The 19,308-nt window shown below is 69.0% G+C and carries 16 protein-coding genes and 2 tRNA genes; 4 read left to right on the plus strand and 14 right to left on the minus strand.

Annotated features, from left to right (window positions below; all coding sequences use genetic code 11):
• Window positions 1-3 precede the first annotated feature (3 nt).
• From mreC to IE145_RS18720, 6 genes are all read right to left on the minus strand, one after another.
• Window positions 4-1,053 (minus strand): rod shape-determining protein MreC, encoded by a 1,050-nt coding sequence (mreC, locus tag IE145_RS18695; RefSeq protein ID WP_189526351.1) that lies wholly within the window; start codon window positions 1,051-1,053, stop codon window positions 4-6.
• A 183-nt stretch (window positions 1,054-1,236) separates the two neighbouring features.
• Window positions 1,237-2,256 carry a rod shape-determining protein gene (locus IE145_RS18700; protein WP_006124407.1) on the minus strand — a complete coding sequence of 340 codons (1,020 nt, stop codon included), beginning with the start codon at window positions 2,254-2,256 and terminating at the stop codon, window positions 1,237-1,239.
• 288 nt (window positions 2,257-2,544) lie between these two features.
• Window positions 2,545-2,958: a nucleoside-diphosphate kinase gene (ndk, locus tag IE145_RS18705; protein ID WP_006124409.1), complete on the minus strand. Its 414-nt coding sequence runs from the start codon at window positions 2,956-2,958 to the stop codon at window positions 2,545-2,547.
• A 187-nt stretch (window positions 2,959-3,145) separates the two neighbouring features.
• Window positions 3,146-3,499: a DUF4233 domain-containing protein gene (locus tag IE145_RS18710; protein ID WP_189526353.1), complete on the minus strand. Its 354-nt coding sequence runs from the start codon at window positions 3,497-3,499 to the stop codon at window positions 3,146-3,148.
• A 5-nt stretch (window positions 3,500-3,504) separates the two neighbouring features.
• Window positions 3,505-5,025 carry a bifunctional tetrahydrofolate synthase/dihydrofolate synthase gene (gene folC, locus IE145_RS18715; protein ID WP_189526355.1) on the minus strand — a complete coding sequence of 507 codons (1,521 nt, stop codon included), beginning with the start codon at window positions 5,023-5,025 and terminating at the stop codon, window positions 3,505-3,507.
• Window positions 5,026-5,150: 125 nt separating this feature from the next.
• On the minus strand, window positions 5,151-7,772 hold the full coding sequence (locus IE145_RS18720; protein ID WP_189526357.1) for a valine--tRNA ligase: 2,622 nt from the start codon (window positions 7,770-7,772) through the stop codon (window positions 5,151-5,153).
• Between the two features lie 138 nt (window positions 7,773-7,910).
• On the opposite strand from IE145_RS18720, the gene IE145_RS18725 reads away from it, so the two are divergent.
• Window positions 7,911-8,915, plus strand: coding sequence for a hypothetical protein (locus tag IE145_RS18725; protein ID WP_189526358.1), 1,005 nt, complete (start codon window positions 7,911-7,913; stop codon window positions 8,913-8,915).
• A gap of 73 nt (window positions 8,916-8,988) precedes the next feature.
• On the opposite strand, the gene clpX is transcribed toward IE145_RS18725, so the two are convergent.
• From clpX to IE145_RS18750, 5 genes are all read right to left on the minus strand, one after another.
• Window positions 8,989-10,287 (minus strand): ATP-dependent Clp protease ATP-binding subunit ClpX, encoded by a 1,299-nt coding sequence (gene clpX, locus IE145_RS18730; protein ID WP_006124414.1) that lies wholly within the window; start codon window positions 10,285-10,287, stop codon window positions 8,989-8,991.
• Between the two features lie 157 nt (window positions 10,288-10,444).
• The gene (locus IE145_RS18735; protein ID WP_006124415.1) at window positions 10,445-11,128 is read right to left on the minus strand and encodes an ATP-dependent Clp protease proteolytic subunit; all 684 of its coding nucleotides are present in this window, start codon (window positions 11,126-11,128) and stop codon (window positions 10,445-10,447) included.
• 82 nt (window positions 11,129-11,210) lie between these two features.
• Window positions 11,211-11,816, minus strand: a complete 606-nt coding sequence (locus IE145_RS18740) for an ATP-dependent Clp protease proteolytic subunit (RefSeq protein ID WP_048858618.1) — start codon at window positions 11,814-11,816, stop codon at window positions 11,211-11,213.
• Window positions 11,817-12,113: 297 nt separating this feature from the next.
• The gene (tig, locus tag IE145_RS18745) at window positions 12,114-13,514 is read right to left on the minus strand and encodes a trigger factor (RefSeq protein ID WP_189526360.1); all 1,401 of its coding nucleotides are present in this window, start codon (window positions 13,512-13,514) and stop codon (window positions 12,114-12,116) included.
• Window positions 13,515-13,664: 150 nt separating this feature from the next.
• Window positions 13,665-13,741: transfer RNA gene (locus IE145_RS18750), tRNA-Pro, on the minus strand.
• A gap of 188 nt (window positions 13,742-13,929) precedes the next feature.
• Here IE145_RS18750 and IE145_RS18755 point away from each other — a divergent pair.
• Window positions 13,930-14,003, plus strand: a tRNA-Gly gene (locus IE145_RS18755).
• 94 nt (window positions 14,004-14,097) lie between these two features.
• On the opposite strand, the gene IE145_RS18760 is transcribed toward IE145_RS18755, so the two are convergent.
• On the minus strand, window positions 14,098-14,292 hold the full coding sequence (locus IE145_RS18760; RefSeq protein WP_189526362.1) for a hypothetical protein: 195 nt from the start codon (window positions 14,290-14,292) through the stop codon (window positions 14,098-14,100).
• A gap of 500 nt (window positions 14,293-14,792) precedes the next feature.
• Between IE145_RS18760 and IE145_RS18765 the strand changes: the two genes are divergently transcribed.
• Window positions 14,793-15,959: an acyltransferase family protein gene (locus tag IE145_RS18765; protein ID WP_189526363.1), complete on the plus strand. Its 1,167-nt coding sequence runs from the start codon at window positions 14,793-14,795 to the stop codon at window positions 15,957-15,959.
• 101 nt (window positions 15,960-16,060) lie between these two features.
• Here IE145_RS18765 and IE145_RS18770 read toward each other — a convergent pair whose 3' ends face one another.
• Window positions 16,061-16,561 carry an HD domain-containing protein gene (locus IE145_RS18770; protein WP_189526365.1) on the minus strand — a complete coding sequence of 167 codons (501 nt, stop codon included), beginning with the start codon at window positions 16,559-16,561 and terminating at the stop codon, window positions 16,061-16,063.
• 236 nt (window positions 16,562-16,797) lie between these two features.
• Here IE145_RS18770 and IE145_RS18775 point away from each other — a divergent pair, with 236 nt between their 5' ends.
• Window positions 16,798-17,982: a cation:proton antiporter gene (locus IE145_RS18775; protein WP_189526367.1), complete on the plus strand. Its 1,185-nt coding sequence runs from the start codon at window positions 16,798-16,800 to the stop codon at window positions 17,980-17,982.
• A 119-nt stretch (window positions 17,983-18,101) separates the two neighbouring features.
• On the opposite strand, the gene IE145_RS18780 is transcribed toward IE145_RS18775, so the two are convergent.
• Window positions 18,102-19,196, minus strand: coding sequence for a PP2C family protein-serine/threonine phosphatase (locus IE145_RS18780; RefSeq protein ID WP_373296605.1), 1,095 nt, complete (start codon window positions 19,194-19,196; stop codon window positions 18,102-18,104).
• Window positions 19,197-19,308: the final 112 nt, after the last annotated feature.

A 19,308-nucleotide genomic window follows, 5' to 3' on the forward strand; every position in this document is an offset into this window, starting at 1 on the left:
GGATCAGCCCTGCCCCTGGTCGTCGGGTTGCTGGGCGTTGCCCTGCTGGTTGCCTGCCGCGTCACCGGCGGCGTCGCCGTCGCCCGGCTTCTCGTTGATGTTGCCGACGACCTTGCCGGAGCCGTCCACCAGGTCGCCGTTGGGCTGGACCGTGACGGTGACCGTGGGGGTCGGCTTCGGCTTCGTCTTGACGGGCTGCTTGGGCAGGACCGTGTCGCGCGGGTCCTGGCGGGGGGCCTGCACGACGACGCCGACGATGTCGAGCTTGGTGAAACCGACGTACGGCTTCACGTAGACCGTCCGGGTCAGTGCGCCGCCGGACGGGTCGACGCGGACGACCTCGCCGACCGGGACGCCGGGCACGAAGGGCTTGTCCTTGCTGGAGCCGAAGGTGACCAGCCGGTCGCCGGCCTTCACCTTGGCCTTGCCGTTGAGGAACTGCACCGACAGCGGGCGCGAGCCCTGGCCGGTGGCGAAGCCGAGCTCGTCGGTCTTCTCCATCCGGGTGCCGACGGTGAAGTCGGGGTCGTTGGCGAGCAGGACCGTCGCGGTGCTGGGGCCGACGGTGGTAACCCGGCCGACCAGCCCTTCCCCGTTGAGGACGGTCATGTCGCGGCGGATGCCGTCGTTGGAGCCGGCGTCGATGGTGACCGTCCAGGAGAAGCCCTGGGCCGCTCCTATGGCGATGACCTCGGCGCCCTTGATGCCGTACTGTCCGGCGCCGGCGTTCTTCAGCAGGGCGTCGAGCTGGCGGACCCGGCTGTTGGTGCGGTCGTCGCTGCCGAGCTTGGCCTTCAGCGCCGCGTTCTCCTTCTCCAGGGTGGCGATCCGGTCGTGCCGGTTGCCGGAGTCCCTGACCGCCCCTATGGCGTTGCCCACCGGGTCGACCGCTGCCGCGACGCCGTTCTCGACCGGTCCGAAGACGGTGGCCGCGGCCTGCCGCGCGCCGTCGACCGGTGACCCCTCGCCGCCTCGGATATCCACCGTGATCAGGGCGAATGCGATGGCGATCAAGAGCACCAGGAGCAGCCGGCTCTCTCGTGTGTCCCTCACGTGCGGCGGCCGTGCCTTCCTCGTCGGAATGTTCGTGCCTGTGTACGTCTCCGTACGGGGTACCGGTCGGAGGTGTCCCCGCTCCAGTACGTGTACAGCAACGATCTATATCAACGATCCGGCGACCGGAGCGGGTGCGTCCGCTCGCCGGATCGGGTGTGTCCCGCGGAAACCGCGCTGTGGCTAACGACGGGGCTGGGCGTCCAGCACCTGCTGGAGCGCCTCGAACTCCTCGACGCACTTGCCGGAGCCGAGCGCCACCGAGTCCAGGGGGTCCTCGGCGATGTGGATCGGCATGCCCGTCTCGTGGCGCAGCCGTTCGTCCAGACCGCGCAGCAGCGCGCCGCCGCCGGTGAGGACGATGCCGCGGTCCATGACGTCGCCGGACAGCTCGGGCGGGCACTTGTCGAGCGTCGTCTTCACGGCGTCGACGATCGCGTTGACCGGCTCCTCGATGGCCTTGCGGACCTCGGCGGCCGAGATGACGACCGTCTTGGGGAGGCCGGAGACCAGGTCGCGACCGCGGATCTCGGTGTGCTCGTCCTTGTCCAGGTCGTACGCCGAACCGATGGTGATCTTGATCTGTTCGGCGGTCCGCTCACCGAGGAGGAGCGAGTACTCCTTCTTGATGTGCTGGATGATCGCGTTGTCCAGTTCGTCACCGGCGGTCCGGATCGACTGGGCAGTGACGATTCCGCCGAGCGAGATCACGGCGACCTCGGTGGTACCGCCGCCGATGTCGACGACCATGTTGCCGGTGGCCTCGTGGACCGGCAGACCGGAGCCGATCGCCGCGGCCATGGGCTCCTCGATGATGTGCACCTGGCGCGCGCCGGCCTGCGTGGACGCCTCGATGACGGCGCGGCGCTCGACCCCGGTGATACCGGAGGGAACGCAGACCACGACCCGGGGGCGGGCGAGGTAGCGACGCTTGTGGATCTTGAGGATGAAGTAGCGGAGCATCCGCTCGGTGATCTCGAAGTCGGCGATCACGCCGTCCTTCAGCGGCCGCACGGCGACGATGTTGCCCGGCGTGCGCCCGATCATCTTCTTGGCCTCGGAGCCGACCGCCAGAATTCCGCCGGTGTTGGTGTTGATGGCCACGACGGACGGCTCGTTCAGAACGATGCCGCGCCCCCTGACGTACACCAGCGTGTTGGCAGTCCCGAGGTCGATAGCCATGTCACGGCCGATGAACGACATTGAGTTCCCCTTGTTCCCCATGAGGATGCGTCGGGCCTTCCCAGGTAGCGAAGATGGCTTGTTCTGGTAGGCGAGGTTGGGCGCTGCGGGCGTGGAGGCTTCCATCGTAGTGCCGTGTGCACGGACACAGCGCGGGGTCCTTCGCCGTTGTGAGCGGAACGGGTGCCCGTTCTACCCATGGTGACGTTACGTCGGAGGGATGCGTTCCCGCGACACCGAACCCTATGCCGAGGGGCGGCCGAATTACTTCGGTCGCCCCTCGCTTACAGCGCTGTTTGGCCGATCGAGTCAGGAAAGTCCGGGAAAGAAAAGCTTCAGTTCTCGCTCTGCGGACTCCTCCGAGTCCGATGCGTGGATGAGGTTCTCCCGGGTGATCGTGCCGAAGTCACCGCGGATGGACCCGGGCGCGGCGGCGATCGGGTCGGTGGGGCCGGCCAGGGCGCGGACGCCCTCGATGACCCGCTCGCCCTCGGCCACCAGGGCGACGACGGGGCCGGAGGCCATGAACTCCATGAGCGGCTCGTAGAACGGGCGGCCCTTGTGCTCGCCGTAGTGCTGCTCCAGCGTCTCGTGGTCCAGGGTGCGCAGCTCCAGGGCGGTGATCCGCCAGTTCGCCTTGCGCTCGATGCGGCCGACGATCTCGCCGATCAGGCCACGGCGGACCGCGTCGGGCTTGAGCAGGACGAGAGTGCGCTGGGTCATGTACGGCTCCTTGCAAGGCCAGGCATACGGGTGCGGTGAGGCGAGATTACAGGGGTACGGGAACGGATCCACGCCCGGGTTCACCCTGGGTCACCCTCGGGCCCCGAATCCACCGGGCCCCGGGGGCCGGGCGGGCGTGTCGGACACCCGGCGCGCGCCTCGGGGCGTCGTCGAGTGACGATCTGGCCTAGGCGGTGGCCTCCTCGGCCTCCTGCTGGGCGGCCCAGCGCGCCTTCGCCTCGTCGATCTTGCGGCCGTAGTGGATCGAGGCCCACCACAGCCCGCCGAAGGCGAGGCCGAGGATGAACATCATCGGGACCACGAACCCGCTGAGGACCAACGCGACCTGGAGCGCCCAGCCCAGCTGAACGCCGCCGGGCCGGGTGATCATTCCGCACAGCAGCACGGACAGGGCCATGCCGATGCCGCACACCGTCCAGACCGCGGTCATGGAGGTGTCGTCCAGCTTCATCGCGACGAGACCGGCGAAGCCGATCACGAAGAACTCACCGATGAGCGTCGAGGCGCAGAGCGTCCGCATCCCTCTCAGCCCCTTCCCAGCAGCAGCCGGGCCTCGCCGACCGTGATCACGGACCCGGTCACCAGCACCCCGGCGCCCGCGTACTCGTCCTCCTCCTCGGCCAGCGTGATCGCCGCCTCCAGGGCGTCGTCGAGGCGCGGCTCGACCTGGACCCGGTCGTCGCCGAAGACCTCGACGGCGACCGCGGCCAGCGCGTCCGCGTCCATCGCGCGCGGGGTGGAGTTCTGCGTGACGACGATCTCGGCGAAGATCGGCTCGAAGGCCTCCAGGAGCCCCCGGACGTCCTTGTCGTCGCTCGTGCCGACCACGCCGATCAGCCGGGAGAAGCTGAACGCCTCGGAGATGCCGTCCGCCGCCGCCTTGGCCCCGGCGGGGTTGTGCGCGGCGTCCAGGACGACGGTCGGGCTGGAGCGCACGACCTCCAGACGCCCCGGGGAGAGCACCGAGGCGAACGCCTTGCGGATGGCGTCGATGTCGAGGGAGCGGGCCTGCTCGGCGCCGATCCCGAAGAACGCCTCGACGGCGGCGAGCGCGACGGCCGCGTTGTGCGCCTGGTGGGCGCCGTACAGCGGGAGGAAGATCTCCTCGTACTCCCCGCCCAGGCCCCGCAGGGTGACGAGCTGTCCGCCGACCGCGATCTCGCGGGAGGCGACGCCGAACTCCATGCCCTCGCGGGCCACGGTGGCGTCCACCTCGACGGCCTTCTTCAGCATCACCTGCGCGGCGTCCACCGGCTGCTGCGCCAGGATGACCGTGGCGCCCGGCTTGATGACACCGGCCTTCTCACCGGCGATCTCGGCGGGCGTGGTGCCGAGCCGGTCGGTGTGGTCCAGCGAGATCGGGGTGACGACGGCGACCGTGGAGTCGATGACGTTCGTCGCGTCCCAGGTGCCGCCCATGCCGACCTCGACGACCGCGACGTCGACGGGGGCGTCGGCGAAGGCGGCGTACGCCATGCCGGTGAGGACCTCGAAGAAGGAGAGCCGGTAGGGCTGCTGGGCGTCGACCATCTCGACGTACGGCTTGACGTCCTCGTACGTCTCGATGAACCGCTCGGCCGCGATCGGCGAACCGTCCAGGCTGATCCGCTCGGTGATCGACTGGACGTGCGGGGAGGTGTAGCGGCCGGTGCGCAGCTCGAAGGCGTTGAGCAGGGCCTCGATCATGCGGGCCGTGGAGGTCTTGCCGTTGGTCCCCGTGATGTGGATCGAGGGGTAGGCGCGCTGCGGCTCGCCGAGGACGTCCATCAGGGCGGCGATGCGCGTGACGGAGGGCTCCAGCTTGGTCTCGCCCCAGCGTCCGGCGAGCTCCTGCTCCACGGCGCGCAGCGCCTTGTCGGTCTCGGGGTCGGCCGGGCGGGCCGGGACCGCTTCGCCCTGCGGCTGACCCGAGTGGGCGCGCAGCGTGCGACTCCCGGCCTCGATCACCGCCAGGTCGGGGTCGCGCTGGGTCGCCTCGTCGACGATCTCCTCGAAGGTGTCGTCGGGATCGGACGCGTCGTGCCGGTCTGGGCGGGGCTCACTCACGGGCCCCAGTCTACGGATGGGCGCCGACATCGCGCGCAGCGCCCGGCGAACGGTCCGCAAGACGTACGGGGAAGCCCCCGCACCTCCGGTCGGTCGGGGGTGCGGGGGCTTCGTGTCGCAGAAGATCAGCTCTGCGGGAGGCCCGCAAGCTGGGCGCCGATGCGCTCGATGTCGGCCTCGGCCTTGGCGAGCCGGCCGCGGATCTTGTCGACCACGTTGTCCGGGGCCTTGGCGAGGAAGGCCTCGTTGCCGAGCTTGCCGGTGGCCTGGGCCTTCTCCTTCTGTGCGGCCTCCAGGTCCTTCGTGAGGCGCTTGCGCTCGGCCGCCACGTCGATCGTGCCGGACAGGTCCAGGGCGACGGTGGCCCCGGCGACCGGGAGGGAGGCGGTGGCGTGGAAGCCGTCACCGGCGGGCTGGAGCCGCAGGAGCTGGCGCATGGCCGCCTCGTGCGGGGCGAGCGCCGTGCCGGTCAGGGTCAGCTCGGCCGGGACCTTCTGGCCGGGCTGGAGGCCCTGGTCGTTGCGGAAACGGCGGACCTCGGTGACGACCTGCTGGACCAGCTCGATCTCCTTCTCGGCCGCGTCGTCGCGGAAGCCGGAGTCGGCGGGCCACTCGGCGATGACGATCGACTCGCGTCCGGTGAGCGCGGTCCACAGCGCCTCCGTGACGAACGGGACGACCGGGTGCAGCAGCCGCAGCATCACGTCGAGGACCTCGCCGAGGACCCGGCCCGAGACCTCGGCCGGGCGGCCGCCCGCGAAGAACGTGGTCTTGGAGAGCTCGACGTACCAGTCGAAGACCTCGTCCCAGGCGAAGTGCCGCAGCGCCTCGCTGAGCTTGGCGAACTGGAAGTCGTCGTAGAACGCGTCGACGTCCGCGACCGTCTTGTTGAGGCGGGAGAGGATCCAGCGGTCGGTGACCGACATCTCCTCGGCCGAGGGCAGTTCGCCCTCGATCGTGGCGCCGTTCATCAGGGCGAAGCGGGTGGCGTTCCAGATCTTGTTGGAGAACTTCGCCGAGCCCTGGACCCAGTCCTCGCCGATCGGCACGTCGGTGCCGGGGTTGGCGCCGCGCGCGAGGGTGAAGCGCAGCGCGTCGGAGCCGTACTTGTCCATCCAGTCCAGCGGATTGACGACGTTCCCGAAGGACTTCGACATCTTCTTGCCGTGCTCGTCGCGGACCATGCCGTGCAGGACGATGGTGCCGAACGGCGGGACGCCGTCGTTGACGTACAGGCCGAACATCATCATCCGGGCGACCCAGAAGAAGAGGATGTCGTAGCCGGTGACCAGGACCGAGTTCGGATAGAACTTCGCGAGGCTGTCGGTGCGTTCGGGCCAGCCGAGCGTGGAGAAGGGCCACAGGCCGGAGGAGAACCAGGTGTCCAGGACGTCGTTGTCCTGGGTCCAGCCCTCGCCGGTGGGCGCCTCGTCGTCCGGTCCGACGCAGAGGACCTCGCCGTTCGGGCCGTACCAGACGGGGATGCGGTGGCCCCACCAGAGCTGGCGCGAGATGCACCAGTCGTGGAGGTTGTCGACCCAGTCGAAGTACCGCTTCTCCATCTCCTGCGGGTGGATCTTGACCTTGCCGTCGCGGACCGCGTCTCCGGCGGCCTCGGCGAGCGGGGCGACCTTGACCCACCACTGGAGCGAGAGGCGCGGCTCGATGGTGGTCTTGCAGCGGGAGCAGTGCCCGACGGAGTGGACGTAGGGGCGCTTCTCGGCGACGATCCGGCCCTCGGCGCGCAGGGCGGCGACGATGGCGGAGCGGGCCTCCAGCCGGTCCAGACCCTCGAAGGGGCCGGGGACGGTGATGACCGCGCGCTCGTCGAGGACGGTGATGAACGGCAGGTTGTGGCGGTTGCCGATCTCGAAGTCGTTCGGGTCGTGGGCGGGGGTCACCTTGACCGCGCCGGTGCCGAACTCCGGGTCGACGTGGTGGTCGGCGACGACGGGGATGGTGCGGTCGGTGAGCGGCAGCTTGATCTGCTTGCCGATCAGGTGCTGGTAGCGCTCGTCGTCGGGGTGGACGGCGACGGCGGTGTCGCCGAGCATCGTCTCGGCGCGGGTGGTGGCGACGACGATGGTCTCGTCCCCCTCCCCGTACGTCATGGAGACGAGCTCGCCGTCGTCCTCCTGGTACTCGACCTCGATGTCGGAGATCGCGGTGAGGCAGCGGGGGCACCAGTTGATGATGCGTTCGGCGCGGTAGATCAGCCCGTCGTCGTACATCTGCTTGAAGACGGTCTGGACGGCCTTGGAGAGGCCCTCGTCCATGGTGAAGCGCTCACGGGACCAGGCGACGCCCTCGCCGAGGCGGCGCATCTGGCCGGAGATCTGGCCGCCGGACTCGTTCTTCCACTGCCAGACGCGCTCGACGAACGCCTCACGGCCCAGGTCGTGGCGGGACTTGCCCTCCTTGCCGAGCTCGCGCTCGACGACGTTCTGGGTGGCGATACCGGCGTGGTCCATGCCCGGCTGGTACAGCGCCTCGAAGCCCTGCATCCGCTTGCGGCGGACGAGGGCGTCGATCAGGGTGTGCTCGAAGGCGTGGCCCAGGTGGAGGGAGCCGGTGACGTTCGGCGGCGGGATGACGATGCTGTAGGGCGGCTTGTCGCTGTGCTCGTCCGCTTCGAAGTAACCACGCTCTACCCAGCGCTCGTACAGCTTCCCCTCTACATCGGCCGGCGCGTACGTGGTCGGCAGTTCGGGGTTGCTGGCTGGCTGCTGCGATGAGTTCTCGGTCACGGGAGACAGTTTAGGGCCGTCACAGGTCTGCACTGAAACGGATTGGTTCAGTAACGGTGTCCGGGCCGGTCCCCCGTGTCAGGGCGGCTTCCGTCAGGATGTTCGCAACGCATAAGGATTCTTGAGGGGACACCGCGAATGAGCTACAACCAGCCGGGCCCGTACGGTGGGCAGCCGCCGCAGGGCCAGCCCGGACCGTACGGCCAGCAGCCGGGCCCGTACGGCGCCCCGCCGCAGCCGCAGGGCCAGCCCGGCTACGGATATCCGCAGCAGGCCCCGCAGGGCGTGCCGCCGCAGCAGCCGAACCCGTACGGCCAGCAGCCCCCGGGGCCGCAGGAGGGTTACGGCTACCCGCAGGCGCAGCAGCCGGGTCCGTACGGCCAGCAGCCGCCCCAGCCGCCGTACGGCGGGCAGCCCGGGTACGGCCAGCAGCCGCCGCAGCCGAAGAAGAAGACCGGGCTGATCATCGGTGTCGCCGTGGTGGCGCTGGCGGTCATCGCGGGCGGGGTGTACTTCCTGACCTCCGGCGGCGGCAACAGTGACGTGGCGGACTCCACCAAGGGGTACAAGCTGACCATCCCGGCCAGCGTGGACGACTTCCAGAAGGACACGTCCAAGCCCTCCGTGTCCCGCCCGGTCACCGGCAAGGACAAGGAAGAGGCCGAGGCCATGGGCGTCGAGAACGCCAACAAGGTGGAGGCCCAGTACAAGAGCGGCTCCCAGGACAACCCGCTCGCCCAGAAGGCGCTCATCTTCGAGGGCGTCTGGGGAGAGGTCTCGGACCCGTCGAAGACGCTGGACGGCGCCTTCGCCAAGGCCGAGGTGAACATGATGAAGGGGAACGGCAGCGGCGGCAGCAAGCCCTCCCTGGTGGGCAGCCCCAAGGAAGTGAAGCCCGAGGGCTTCGAGGGCGCGCTGATGAAGTGCCAAGACCTCAAGGTGGTCAACGACAAGGCCGACGGCACCCCTGCGAAGGGGCCGAAGGAGTTCACCATGCCGGTGTGCATCTGGGCCGACTACAGCACGGTCGGCATCGTGTCGAGCATCGGTGTCGCCTCGGCGCTGACGGGCAAGGGCGCGGCGCAGGAAGAGGTGGCCGACCTCGCCGCCAAGGTCTACAACGCCTCCCGCACCAAGATCTGATCGCCCGACGCCGAAGGGGCGCCCGCCGGTTCATCCGGTGGGCGCCCCTTCGGCGTACGTGACGGCGCTGCCGTTACGCGGACTTCTCGTGGCGGCCGCCGTCGTTCTTGCCGATCGTGCGCGGCTCGCGCGGGACCAGCGTCGGGTTGACGTTGTCGCGGACGACGTCGGGCGTGATGACGACGCGGGCGACGTCCTTGCGGGACGGGACCTCGTACATCACGGACTGGAGGACTTCCTCCATGATCGCCCGCAGACCGCGCGCGCCGGTCTGGCGCAGGATCGCCTGGTCGGCGATGGCCTCCAGCGCCTCGCGCTCGAAGTCCAGCTCCACGCCGTCGAGTTCGAACAGGCGCTGGTACTGCTTGACCAGGGCGTTGCGCGGCTCGATGAGGATCTGGAGCAGGGCCTCGCGGTCCAGGTTGTGGACCGAGGTCAGCACGGGGAGACGGCCGATGAACTCCGGGATCATCCCGAACTTCACCAGGTCCTCCGGCATGACCTCCTGGAACTGGTCGCTCGCCTGGATCTCCAGCTTGGAGCGGATCGTGGCGCCGAAGCCGATGCCCTTGGCGCCGGCCCGGGACTCGATGATCTTCTCCAGGCCGGAGAACGCGCCGCCCACGATGAAGAGCACGTTCGTCGTGTCGATCTGGATGAACTCCTGGTGGGGGTGCTTGCGTCCGCCCTGCGGCGGGACGGAGGCGGTGGTGCCCTCCAGGATCTTCAGCAGGGCCTGCTGGACGCCCTCGCCGGAGACATCGCGGGTGATCGACGGGTTCTCGCTCTTGCGGGCGACCTTGTCGATCTCGTCGATGTAGATGATCCCGGTCTCGGCCTTCTTGACGTCGTAGTCGGCCGCCTGGATCAGCTTGAGCAGGATGTTCTCGACGTCCTCGCCGACATAGCCGGCCTCCGTCAGCGCCGTCGCGTCCGCGATGGCGAACGGGACGTTGAGCATGCGGGCCAGCGTCTGGGCGAGAAGCGTCTTACCGGAACCCGTGGGGCCCAGCAGGAGGATGTTCGACTTGGCGAGCTCGATCGCGTCCTCACGACCGGCACCGCCGCCGTTCTCCCCGGCCTGGACCCGCTTGTAGTGGTTGTACACCGCGACCGAGAGGGCCTTCTTCGCGGGCTCCTGCCCGACGACGTACCCCTCCAGGAACTCGTAGATCTCGCGGGGCTTGGGAAGCTCTTCCCAGCGCACCTCGCTCGTCTCCGCGAGCTCCTCCTCGATGATCTCGTTGCAGAGATCGATGCACTCGTCGCAGATGTACACACCGGGTCCCGCGATGAGCTTCTTCACCTGCTTCTGGCTCTTTCCGCAGAACGAGCACTTGAGCAGGTCGCCGCCATCACCGATGCGTGCCACGAGGTGCTTCCCCTTCGCCTGGGACGCCGCCTGGTTCAGCGGCTCCTGGTGCCTCTATCCGACGGTACCTTGCCTGGGCCCCCGTTCGGGCCCCCCTTGGCACGGTTCACACGGCCGTGGTCGTGCAAACGGAATGTGCCAAGGGGAAAGACCGACGTCAGAGCGATGCGCCCGCGGTGGTCTTGCGGGTGGAAACGATCTGGTCGACCAGACCGTACGCGAGGGCGTCCTCGGCCGTCAGGATCTTGTCGCGCTCGATGTCCTCGCTGATCTTCTCCAGCGGGGTCGTCGAGTGACGGGCCAGCATCTCCTCCAGCTGCGTCCGCATGCGGAGGATCTCGTTGGCCGCGATCTCCAGGTCGGAGAGCTGCTCGCGGCCCGTCTGCGAGGACGGCTGGTGGATGAGCACCCGGGCGTGCGGGAGCGCCATGCGCTTGCCCGGGGTGCCCGCGGCGAGCAGGACGGCGGCGGCGGAGGCCGCCTGGCCCATGCAGACCGTCTGGATGTCCGGCTTCACGAACTGCATCGTGTCGTAGATCGCGGTGAGCGCGGTGAACGAGCCGCCGGGGCTGTTGATGTAGATCGAGATGTCGCGGTCGGGGTCCATCGACTCCAGGCACAGCAGCTGCGCCATCACGTCGTTGGCCGAGGCGTCGTCGATCTGGACGCCCAGGAAGATCACGCGCTCCTCGAAGAGCTTCGCGTACGGGTCGTACTCGCGCACACCCTGCGAGGTGCGCTCCACGAAGCGCGGGACGACGTAGCGGTTGTCCACCTGCGGGCCGGTGTAGAGGCCGCTCGCGGAGGCGCCGGAGAAGTTGTTCATGTGGGTGTTCACCATCCTGGTGGCGTTCTGGGGCTGGAGGTCTCGGCGTACGAGATGAGGGTGCGGGAGGGGTGCCGACGGTCCGGTGGGGACCGGATCAGGCACCGGTGCCGCCGCCGCCCGGGATGCCCGACGCGAACGTGATGATCTCGTCGATGAGGCCGTACTCCTTGGCCTCCTCCGCCGTGTACCAGCGGTCGCGGTCGCCGTCGCGGATGATCGTCTCGACGGTCTGGCCGGAGTGGTGGGCGGTGATCTCCGCCATCCGCGTCTTGGTGCGGAGCAGGTACTCGGCCTGGATCTTGATGTCCGAGGCCGTGCCGCCGATACCGGCCGAACCCTGGTGCATGAGGATGTCGGTGTTCGGGAGCGCGAAGCGCTTGCCCGAGGCGCCGCCGGTGAGCAGGAACTGGCCCATGGAGGCGGCCATGCCCATGCCGATGGTGACGACGTCGTTCGGGATGTACTGCATGGTGTCGTAGACCGCCATGCCGGCCGTCACCGAGCCACCGGGGCTGTTGATGTAGAGGTAGATGTCCTTGTCCGGGTCGGCGGCAAGGAGGAGAAGCTGTGCGGTGATCTTGTTGGCGATGTCATCGTCGACCTGCTGGCCGAGGAAGATGATGCGCTCGCCGAGCAGTCGGCTGTAGACCTGGTCACCGAGGCCACCACCGAGGGACGGCTCTCCGGCGGCGTAGGGCATCAGATTCGTCACGTATCCACCTGCTCGTCTCTGACGGCTCCGGCCGTCTCAGCGTCTTCGTACCGGGCGGGTGAAGTCACTGCTCCACCCTTCCTCTTCATGGACCCTAACGCGCAGGTGGGACAACGCCATCCCGCTTCCGCAACTGTTCGCTGGGAGCGCAAGGTCCGCAGTGGGCACAAGGGTTCCGGGGGCGCGCGGCGATCCGGCGCGCTACGCCGACGGGCCCCGAACACGCGATGCGTTCGGGGCCCGTCGTGACGATCAGCGCGAGGCTGTCGCGGAGCGGAGCGAGGCTCAGGCCTCGTTCTTCTCCTCGGCCTTGTCGTCCGCCTTGTCCTCGGTGGCGGCCTCGGCCGTCTCCGTGGCCTCGGCGGCCTCGTCCTCGTCGTCCTCCAGGTCGACGATCTCACCGTTGGTGTCGACGACCTTGGCGGCCTCGACGACGACGGCGAGCGCCTTGCCGCGGGCGACCTCGCCGACGAGCATCGGCACCTGGCCGCCCTCGACGACGGCCTGGGCGAACTGGTCGGGGCTCATGCCGGAGGAGGCGGCACGCCGCATGAGGTGCTCGGTGAGCTCCTCCTGGTTGACGTTCAGCTTCTCCTTGTTGACGAGCTCGTCCAGGATGAACTGGGTCTTGATGCCCTTGACGGCCTGCTCGGAGGTCTCGTTCTCGAACTCCTCCAGGGTCTTGCCCTGGATTTCGAGGTACTTCTCCAGGTCGAGGCCCATCTGACCGAGCTGGTGGTGCTCCAGGTTGTGCTTGCGGGTCTGGACCTCGTCCGCGAGCAGCTTCTCCGGGATCGGGACCTCGGCGAGCTTCAGCAGCTCCTCCAGGACGCGCTCCTGGGCCTGGGTGGCCTGGTCGTACTGCTTGGTGGTCTCCAGGCGCTTGCGGCTGTCGGCCTTCAGCTCCTCCAGCGTGTCGAACTCGCTGGCCATCTGGGCGAAGTCGTCGTCCAGCTCGGGGAGCTCACGGGCGGCGACGGCGGTGACCTTGACGGTGACCTCCGCGTCCTTGCCCTCGGCGGAGCCGCCCTTCAGCTGCGAGGTGAAGGTGGCCTCGCCGCCGGCCTCCAGGCCGGTCACGGCCTCGTCGATGCCGTCGAGGAGCTCGCCGGAACCGATGGTGTACGAGACACCGTCGGCCACGCCGTCCTCCAGGACCTCGCCGTCGACCTTGGCCTGCAGGTCGATCGTGACGACGTCGCCGTCGGCGGCGGCGCGCTCGACCGGGTTGGTGGAGGCGAAGCGCTCGCGGAGCTGCTCCACGGCCTTCTCGACCTCTTCGTCGGTGACCTCGAGGGCGTCGACGGTGACCTCGATGCCGGAGTAGTCCGGGATCTCGATCTCGGGGCGTACGTCAACCTCGGCGGTGAAGGCCAGCAGTTCGCCGTCCTTCAGCTCGGTGATGTCGACCTCGGGCTGGCCGAGGACGTTCAGCTCACCCTCGTTGACCGCCTCGGTGTAGAACTTCGGGAGGGCGTCGTTGACGGCCTCCTCCAGCACCGCACCGCGGCCGAACCGCTGGTCGATGACCCGGGCGGGGATCTTGCCCTTGCGGAAGCCCTTCACCGTGACCTGCTGGTTGATCTTCTTGTACGCCGCGTCGAGGCTGTCCTTGAGCTCCTCGAAGGGCACCTCGATGCTGAGCCGAACCCGAGTCGGGTTCAGGGTCTCCACGGCGCTCTTCACGGTTCGGTCTCCTTGGTGGCTGACTTCTTGGGGTTCTGCTGGGCCGCCGAGTGACGGCTTCGCGGACCGAGCCCGGTACATCAGACACACGGGCACGCATTTTGCATAGTAACGGCAAGGGGGAGGACTCCCACAATGCGATCTTGCTGGTGGTCGGGGTGGCCGGATTCGAACCGACGACCTTCCGCTCCCAAAGCGGACGCGCTACCAAGCTGCGCCACACCCCGTCGGTGCGACACGTAGGGTACATGCACGGCGACCCGGGGATCCGCCTTTACGGAGCGGTCTCACCGGTCCGGGACGGCCGCGGCGACAGGTCCGGTCCTTCGGCCGGCACAACGGGTGTGCGGGCACCGCCACCGACCCGCTACGATGCTCTTCGTGCCGCGGTCCACGGACCTGCGGTGCGACGCTTGCGGGCGTAGCTCAATGGTAGAGCCCTAGTCTTCCAAACTAGCTACGCGGGTTCGATTCCCGTCGCCCGCTCCACGCAGTCGAGGGCCGGGCCTGAGGATGATCCTCCGGCCCGGCCCTCGCGCGTTGCGCCGCCGGAAACCGGTCCGGACCTCGGAAGGTCCGGACCTCAGAAGCCGATCTGGTTGATGGTCTCGGCGAGCGAGTCCATGAATCTGTTGATCGACGGGGCCATGCCGGTCGACGCCAGGAAGAAGCCGAAGAGCACGGCGACGATCGCGGGGCCGGCCTTGATGGAGCCGCCACGGATCATTACCACCAGAATGACCGCGAACAGCAGCACCATAGACAGTGATATAGCCACGTCTGATCACACCCTCGGTCGGTCGGCCTTGCCGGCCCGGAAGCGTGCACCACCGCACGCCCCGTCGCCTCCATCGTGCCACCAACTCCCCCGTGGGTGCTGCCGGGTGACGGAACGGAGTGACAGGATCCCGCCATCCTTCCCGGCCGGTGGCCTCGCGGTGGCGGGTGCGGCACGGGGCCGCCACCGTGCCGCACCCGTGAGGGGCACCGGCCTCGCACCGCCCCGCCGCCCCCCTGTGCGCAGGCTGTGAAAATCCGGTGGCCGAATATCCGTCGCCGCGATCGTTTCCGCATCCCCACACTTCATTCACAGTCAATTGACGGCGTGGATGCGACGTAATTCACTCCGGTCAACACCCAGGCGGTACGCCCTGTTTGAGGGGGATAAGAGGGGTCATAGCGGGCGCTGTTCAACCGTTTCACATTCGAACAAAGGGGAACACGCGATATCTCCCCGTAGTTTTACGTGAGGCAATCGACCGGTCTAAGGTGCCTTAGATGTTCCAAGCTCCGAGCCTATTTCAGAGGGCCCCGCTCCCCCCGGCGACCCGGGAGTCGGAGCCCAGACACGAGCAGACGCTCACCGCCACCGCGCCCCGGGCAGCCGCCGGGACCAGCGCTCCGGGCGCCGCCGCTCCGGCGGCCGCGTCGGCGAAGAAGCGCGATCCCTACTTCGACAACGTGAAGTATCTGGCCATCGTCCTCGTCGCGGTGGCCCACGCCTGGGAACCCGTGATGGACGGCAGTCGGGCCACCCGGGCGCTGTACATGATCGTGTACATGTTCCACATGCCGGCGTTCATCCTCATCTCCGGCTATTTCTCCCGGTCGTTCGACATGACGGCCCCCAAGGTGAAGCGGCTGATCACCTCGGTCGCGGTGCCGTACGTGCTGTTCGAGACGGCCTATTCGCTCTTCAAGCGGTACGCCGACGATTCGCCCGACATGGCGATCAGTCTGGTGGACCCGTTCTTCCTGACCTGGTTCCTGATCGCCCTGTTCATCTGGCGGGTGACCACGCCGATCTGGCAGGCGATCCGCCATCCGCTGCCGGTGGCGCTCGCCATCGCGATGCTCGCCTCCGTCTCCCCCGACATCGGCGACGACCTCGATCTCCAGCGGGTGCTGCAGTTCCTGCCGTTCTTCGTGCTCGGCCTGCTGCTGAAGCCCGAGCACTTCCAACGGGTCAGGCGGCGCGAGGTGCGGCTGCTGTCCCTGCCGCTGTTCGCCGGCGCGCTGCTCTTCGCCTACTGGGCCGCCCCGCGCATGCAGCTCGGCTGGTTCTACCGCGCCAACAGCGCGCAGGAGATGGGCGCCCCGTGGTGGTCGGGCGCGGTGATGACGCTCGCGACGTTCGGCTGCGCACTGGCCCTGACGGTCGGCTTCCTGGCCTGGGTTCCCGGCCGGGCCCGGTGGTTCACGGTGCTTGGAGCCGGCACGATCTGCGGCTATCTGCTGCACGGATTCCTGATCAAGGGGGCCGAGTACGCGGGCCTGTTCGACCACTACACCTGGCTCTCCGGCCCGGTCGGGCTGGTCGTCGTCTCGCTCGTAGCGGCGGTCGCCGTGACGCTCATGTGCTCCCCGCTGGTGGGCCGCGCGCTGAAATGGGCCACCGAGCCGGAGATGAACTGGGCGTTCCGGAAGGCCGCCGCACGGCGCTGAGCCCCGGAGCACGAGCGCTCCCGCCGACCTGGTCGCCGCCCCTTGAGGGGTGCCTTGCACCGCCCTCCACCGATCCACCCGCCGGCCCTGCCGCGGGTGGATCAGTGCGTCTCCGGGTTGGCCGGATTCTTTCGGTCCGAGGGTGATTCGCCGCCGATCAGCCCCAGCAGCCCTCGTACCTGCGCATACTTCGCCGTCAGCCGGGTACGGGTCGGCTCGTCCAGGACCGCCAGGCGGGCGGGATCCGCGTTGTGGGCGAGGTCCGCCTCCTTGACGAGCAGCGCGCCTGGGGTGGCCAGGATCCGCGCGGTGTACGAGGACAGCTCCTCCCCCGGCCGCTTGGTCACCGCCAGGACGATGTCCTTCACTTCCCGGGGCAGGGCGGCGTCCGCCAGCCACTGTGCGGAGAGCGCATCGTCCTCGACCGCGTCGTGCAGCCAGGCCGCCGCGATCTGCCCGTCGTCGCCGCCGCGCGTCCGTACCCCTTCGGCCACCGCCGCGAGATGTTCCACGTACGGGCGGCCCGCCTTGTCGGTCTGCCGCGCATGGGCCGCGCGGGCGATGGCCTCCACCTCGTTGACGCTCAGATGCCGTCCGGTCATGGGCCGACCCTACGGCCGCGTCCGGGGCCCGATCCGAACTCGGCGCTTCGGTGACGTTGTTGACGAGATCCCTCGACCGGTCGAAGCGGACGAAAACCGGCAAGGCGACGGATCCATAGTTGCAACGTCAATCGTTCGGTAAACTAATTACTGATGGATCCTTGATGCCCCCTTGACCGATTCTTGACCGACCCTGAAGGACCAGGCTCATCGGACACGCAGACACCCTCCTCGCCATGGGCGGCGCCTTCCTGGCCGCTGCCGTCCTCGCCCGCCTCGGCGGCCGTATCGGGCTGCCGACGATTCCCCTGTTCATCCTGGCCGGAATCCTCCTCGGCCCGCACACCCCCGGATACACGCTCCTCTCGAACCCGCACGACCTGGAGATGCTCTCCGCGCTGGGACTCGTCCTCCTGCTCTTCTACCTGGGGCTCGAGTTCCACATGGACGACCTGAAGACGGGCGGCCGCAAGATGGCCATCGCGGGCGGGACGTATCTCGTCCTGAACGTCGGCGCCGGTCTGATATTCGGCTTCGCGCTGGGCTGGGGCACCTCGGAGGCGCTGGTCCTCGCCGGTGTCCTCGGTATCTCCTCGTCCGCGATCGTCACCAAGATCCTGGTGGACCTGGGGCGCATCGGTAATCCGGAGACCCGTCCGATCCTCGGCATCATCGTCGTCGAGGACATCTTCCTCGCCCTGTATCTCGCCGCGCTCCAGCCGATCCTGTCCGGTGCGGACAGCCTCTCGGCCGCGCTGACCGACGGCGGCAAGGCCTTCGGCTTCCTGCTGCTGCTCGCGCTGGCGGCCCGGTTCGGTACGAAGCTCATCGGCAAGCTCATGAACACCAAGGACGACGAGCTCCTCGTCATCTCGTTCCTGGGTGTGGCCGTATTCATCGCCGGTGTCTCGGAGATGTTCGGCGTCGCCGACGCGATCGGCGCGTTCATGGTCGGCCTGATGCTCGGCTCCACCTCCTCGGGCGACCGCATCCTCAAGCTGGTGCACCCGCTGCGGGACGCCTTCGGCGCCATCTTCTTCTTCGCCTTCGGACTCTCCATCGACCCGGGTGACCTGCCGAGCGTGCTGTGGCCCGTGGTGGCGGCCGTGCTGCTGACGCTCGCCATGAACATCGCGGCCGGCCTCGCGGCGGCCAGGGTCTACTCCTTCGGCGCGCAGGCCACGTCCAACATCGCCACCACACTGGTCGCCCGCGGTGAGTTCGCGCTCATCCTGGCCACGATGGCGGCGGCCGCCGGACTGGACGAGCGGCTCTCGCCGTTCATCGCCGGTTACGTCCTCCTGCTCGCCGTCCTCGCCCCGCTGGCCGCCGGACGCTCGCACTGGCTGGCCCGCATCCTGCCGGGCGGCCGCGAGAAGGACGGCCACCAGGACCAGGACCAGGTCCCGGTGTCGGTCTGACCGGTACCTGCGGAGCACCACCGGACGGCGGAGAGGCGCCCGACCCCCGGCACTCCGGGCGACGGGCGCCTCTCCGCCTTCCGCGGTCCACCCGGCCCCTGGGGGTGCCGGAGGCCGCCTCAGGCCCGGCGGGAGAGCAGCAGCAGCGCCCGGTCGTCGTTGACGTCCTTGGCGCAGGCCTCGATCAGATGCCAGGCCGCGCCCTCGAAGCCGGTGGAGACATAGCGGTCGGCCTCGCCGGTCAGCCGGTCGATGCCCTCGGCGATGTCCCGGTCCGAGGCCTCCACCAGACCGTCGGTGAAGAGCATCAGGACGTCGCCGGGCGCGAGCGAGCCCTTGACCGCGTCGAACTCGGCCCCGTCGTAGACGCCGAGCAGGGGCCCCTCCCCCGACTTCTCCTCCCACTGGCCGCTGCCCGCGTGCAGTTGGAGGGCGGGCGGATGGCCCGCCGAGTAGATCTCGTAGTCGCCCGAATCCAGGTCCAGGACCAGGTGGATGGAGGTGGCGAACCCCTCGTCCCAGTCCTGGCGCAGGAGATAGCCGTTGGCCGCGGGCAGGAAGGCGTGCGGGGGCAGGGAGCCGAGCAGCCCGCCGAAGGCGCCGGACAGCAGCAGCGCTCGGGAACCCGCGTCCATGCCCTTGCCGGAGACGTCGGTCAGAACGGCTTCCAGGGTGCGGCCCCCGTGGGTGCGGGCCGCGACGACGAAGTCCCCGGAGAACGACTGGCCGCCGGCCGGGCGCAGGGCCATCTCGCGGTGCCAGCCCTGGGGCAGCCGGGGCAGGGAGCTCTGGACCCGGATGCGTTCGCGCAGGTCGAAGAGCATCGTGCCGCCGCGCCGCCAGGGCACGCCGACCCGGGCCCGGAACTGGGCGAGGATCAGCCCGAAGAACCCGCAGGCGGCGACCACGAGCACGGTGCCCGGGGTGACCCGGGCGGGGCCGTCCAGATAGGGGCCGAGGGTGAGCGCCTCGACGATCAGCGCGCCGGCGGCCGTCGCGTACAGGCCCAGCAGGCTGGAGGGGCGCAGCAGGAGGCCGCCCGCCACGATGGGCAGGGCGAGGGCGGCCGGGTCGACCCAGATCGGGCTGACGACGGTGGCCACGGTGATGGCCGGGATCGTCAGCAGCAGACCGGCCAGGGCGATCCAGTCGGAGCCGTCGCCGCGGAAGTAGTCGACCCCGGATTTGCGCAGCCCGATACGGGCCCGGTGCATCTTTCTGCGCCACCGGGCCCAGAAGTCGTCTGTTCCTCCGCTACGGGCCACTGCCGGGACCTTATCCACCCGGACGCCTCCGGTGCAGGGGGACCCCGGTGACAATGCGCTC

The organism is Streptomyces sindenensis (assembly GCF_014649035.1).
GTDB lineage: Bacteria > Actinomycetota > Actinomycetes > Streptomycetales > Streptomycetaceae > Streptomyces > Streptomyces sindenensis.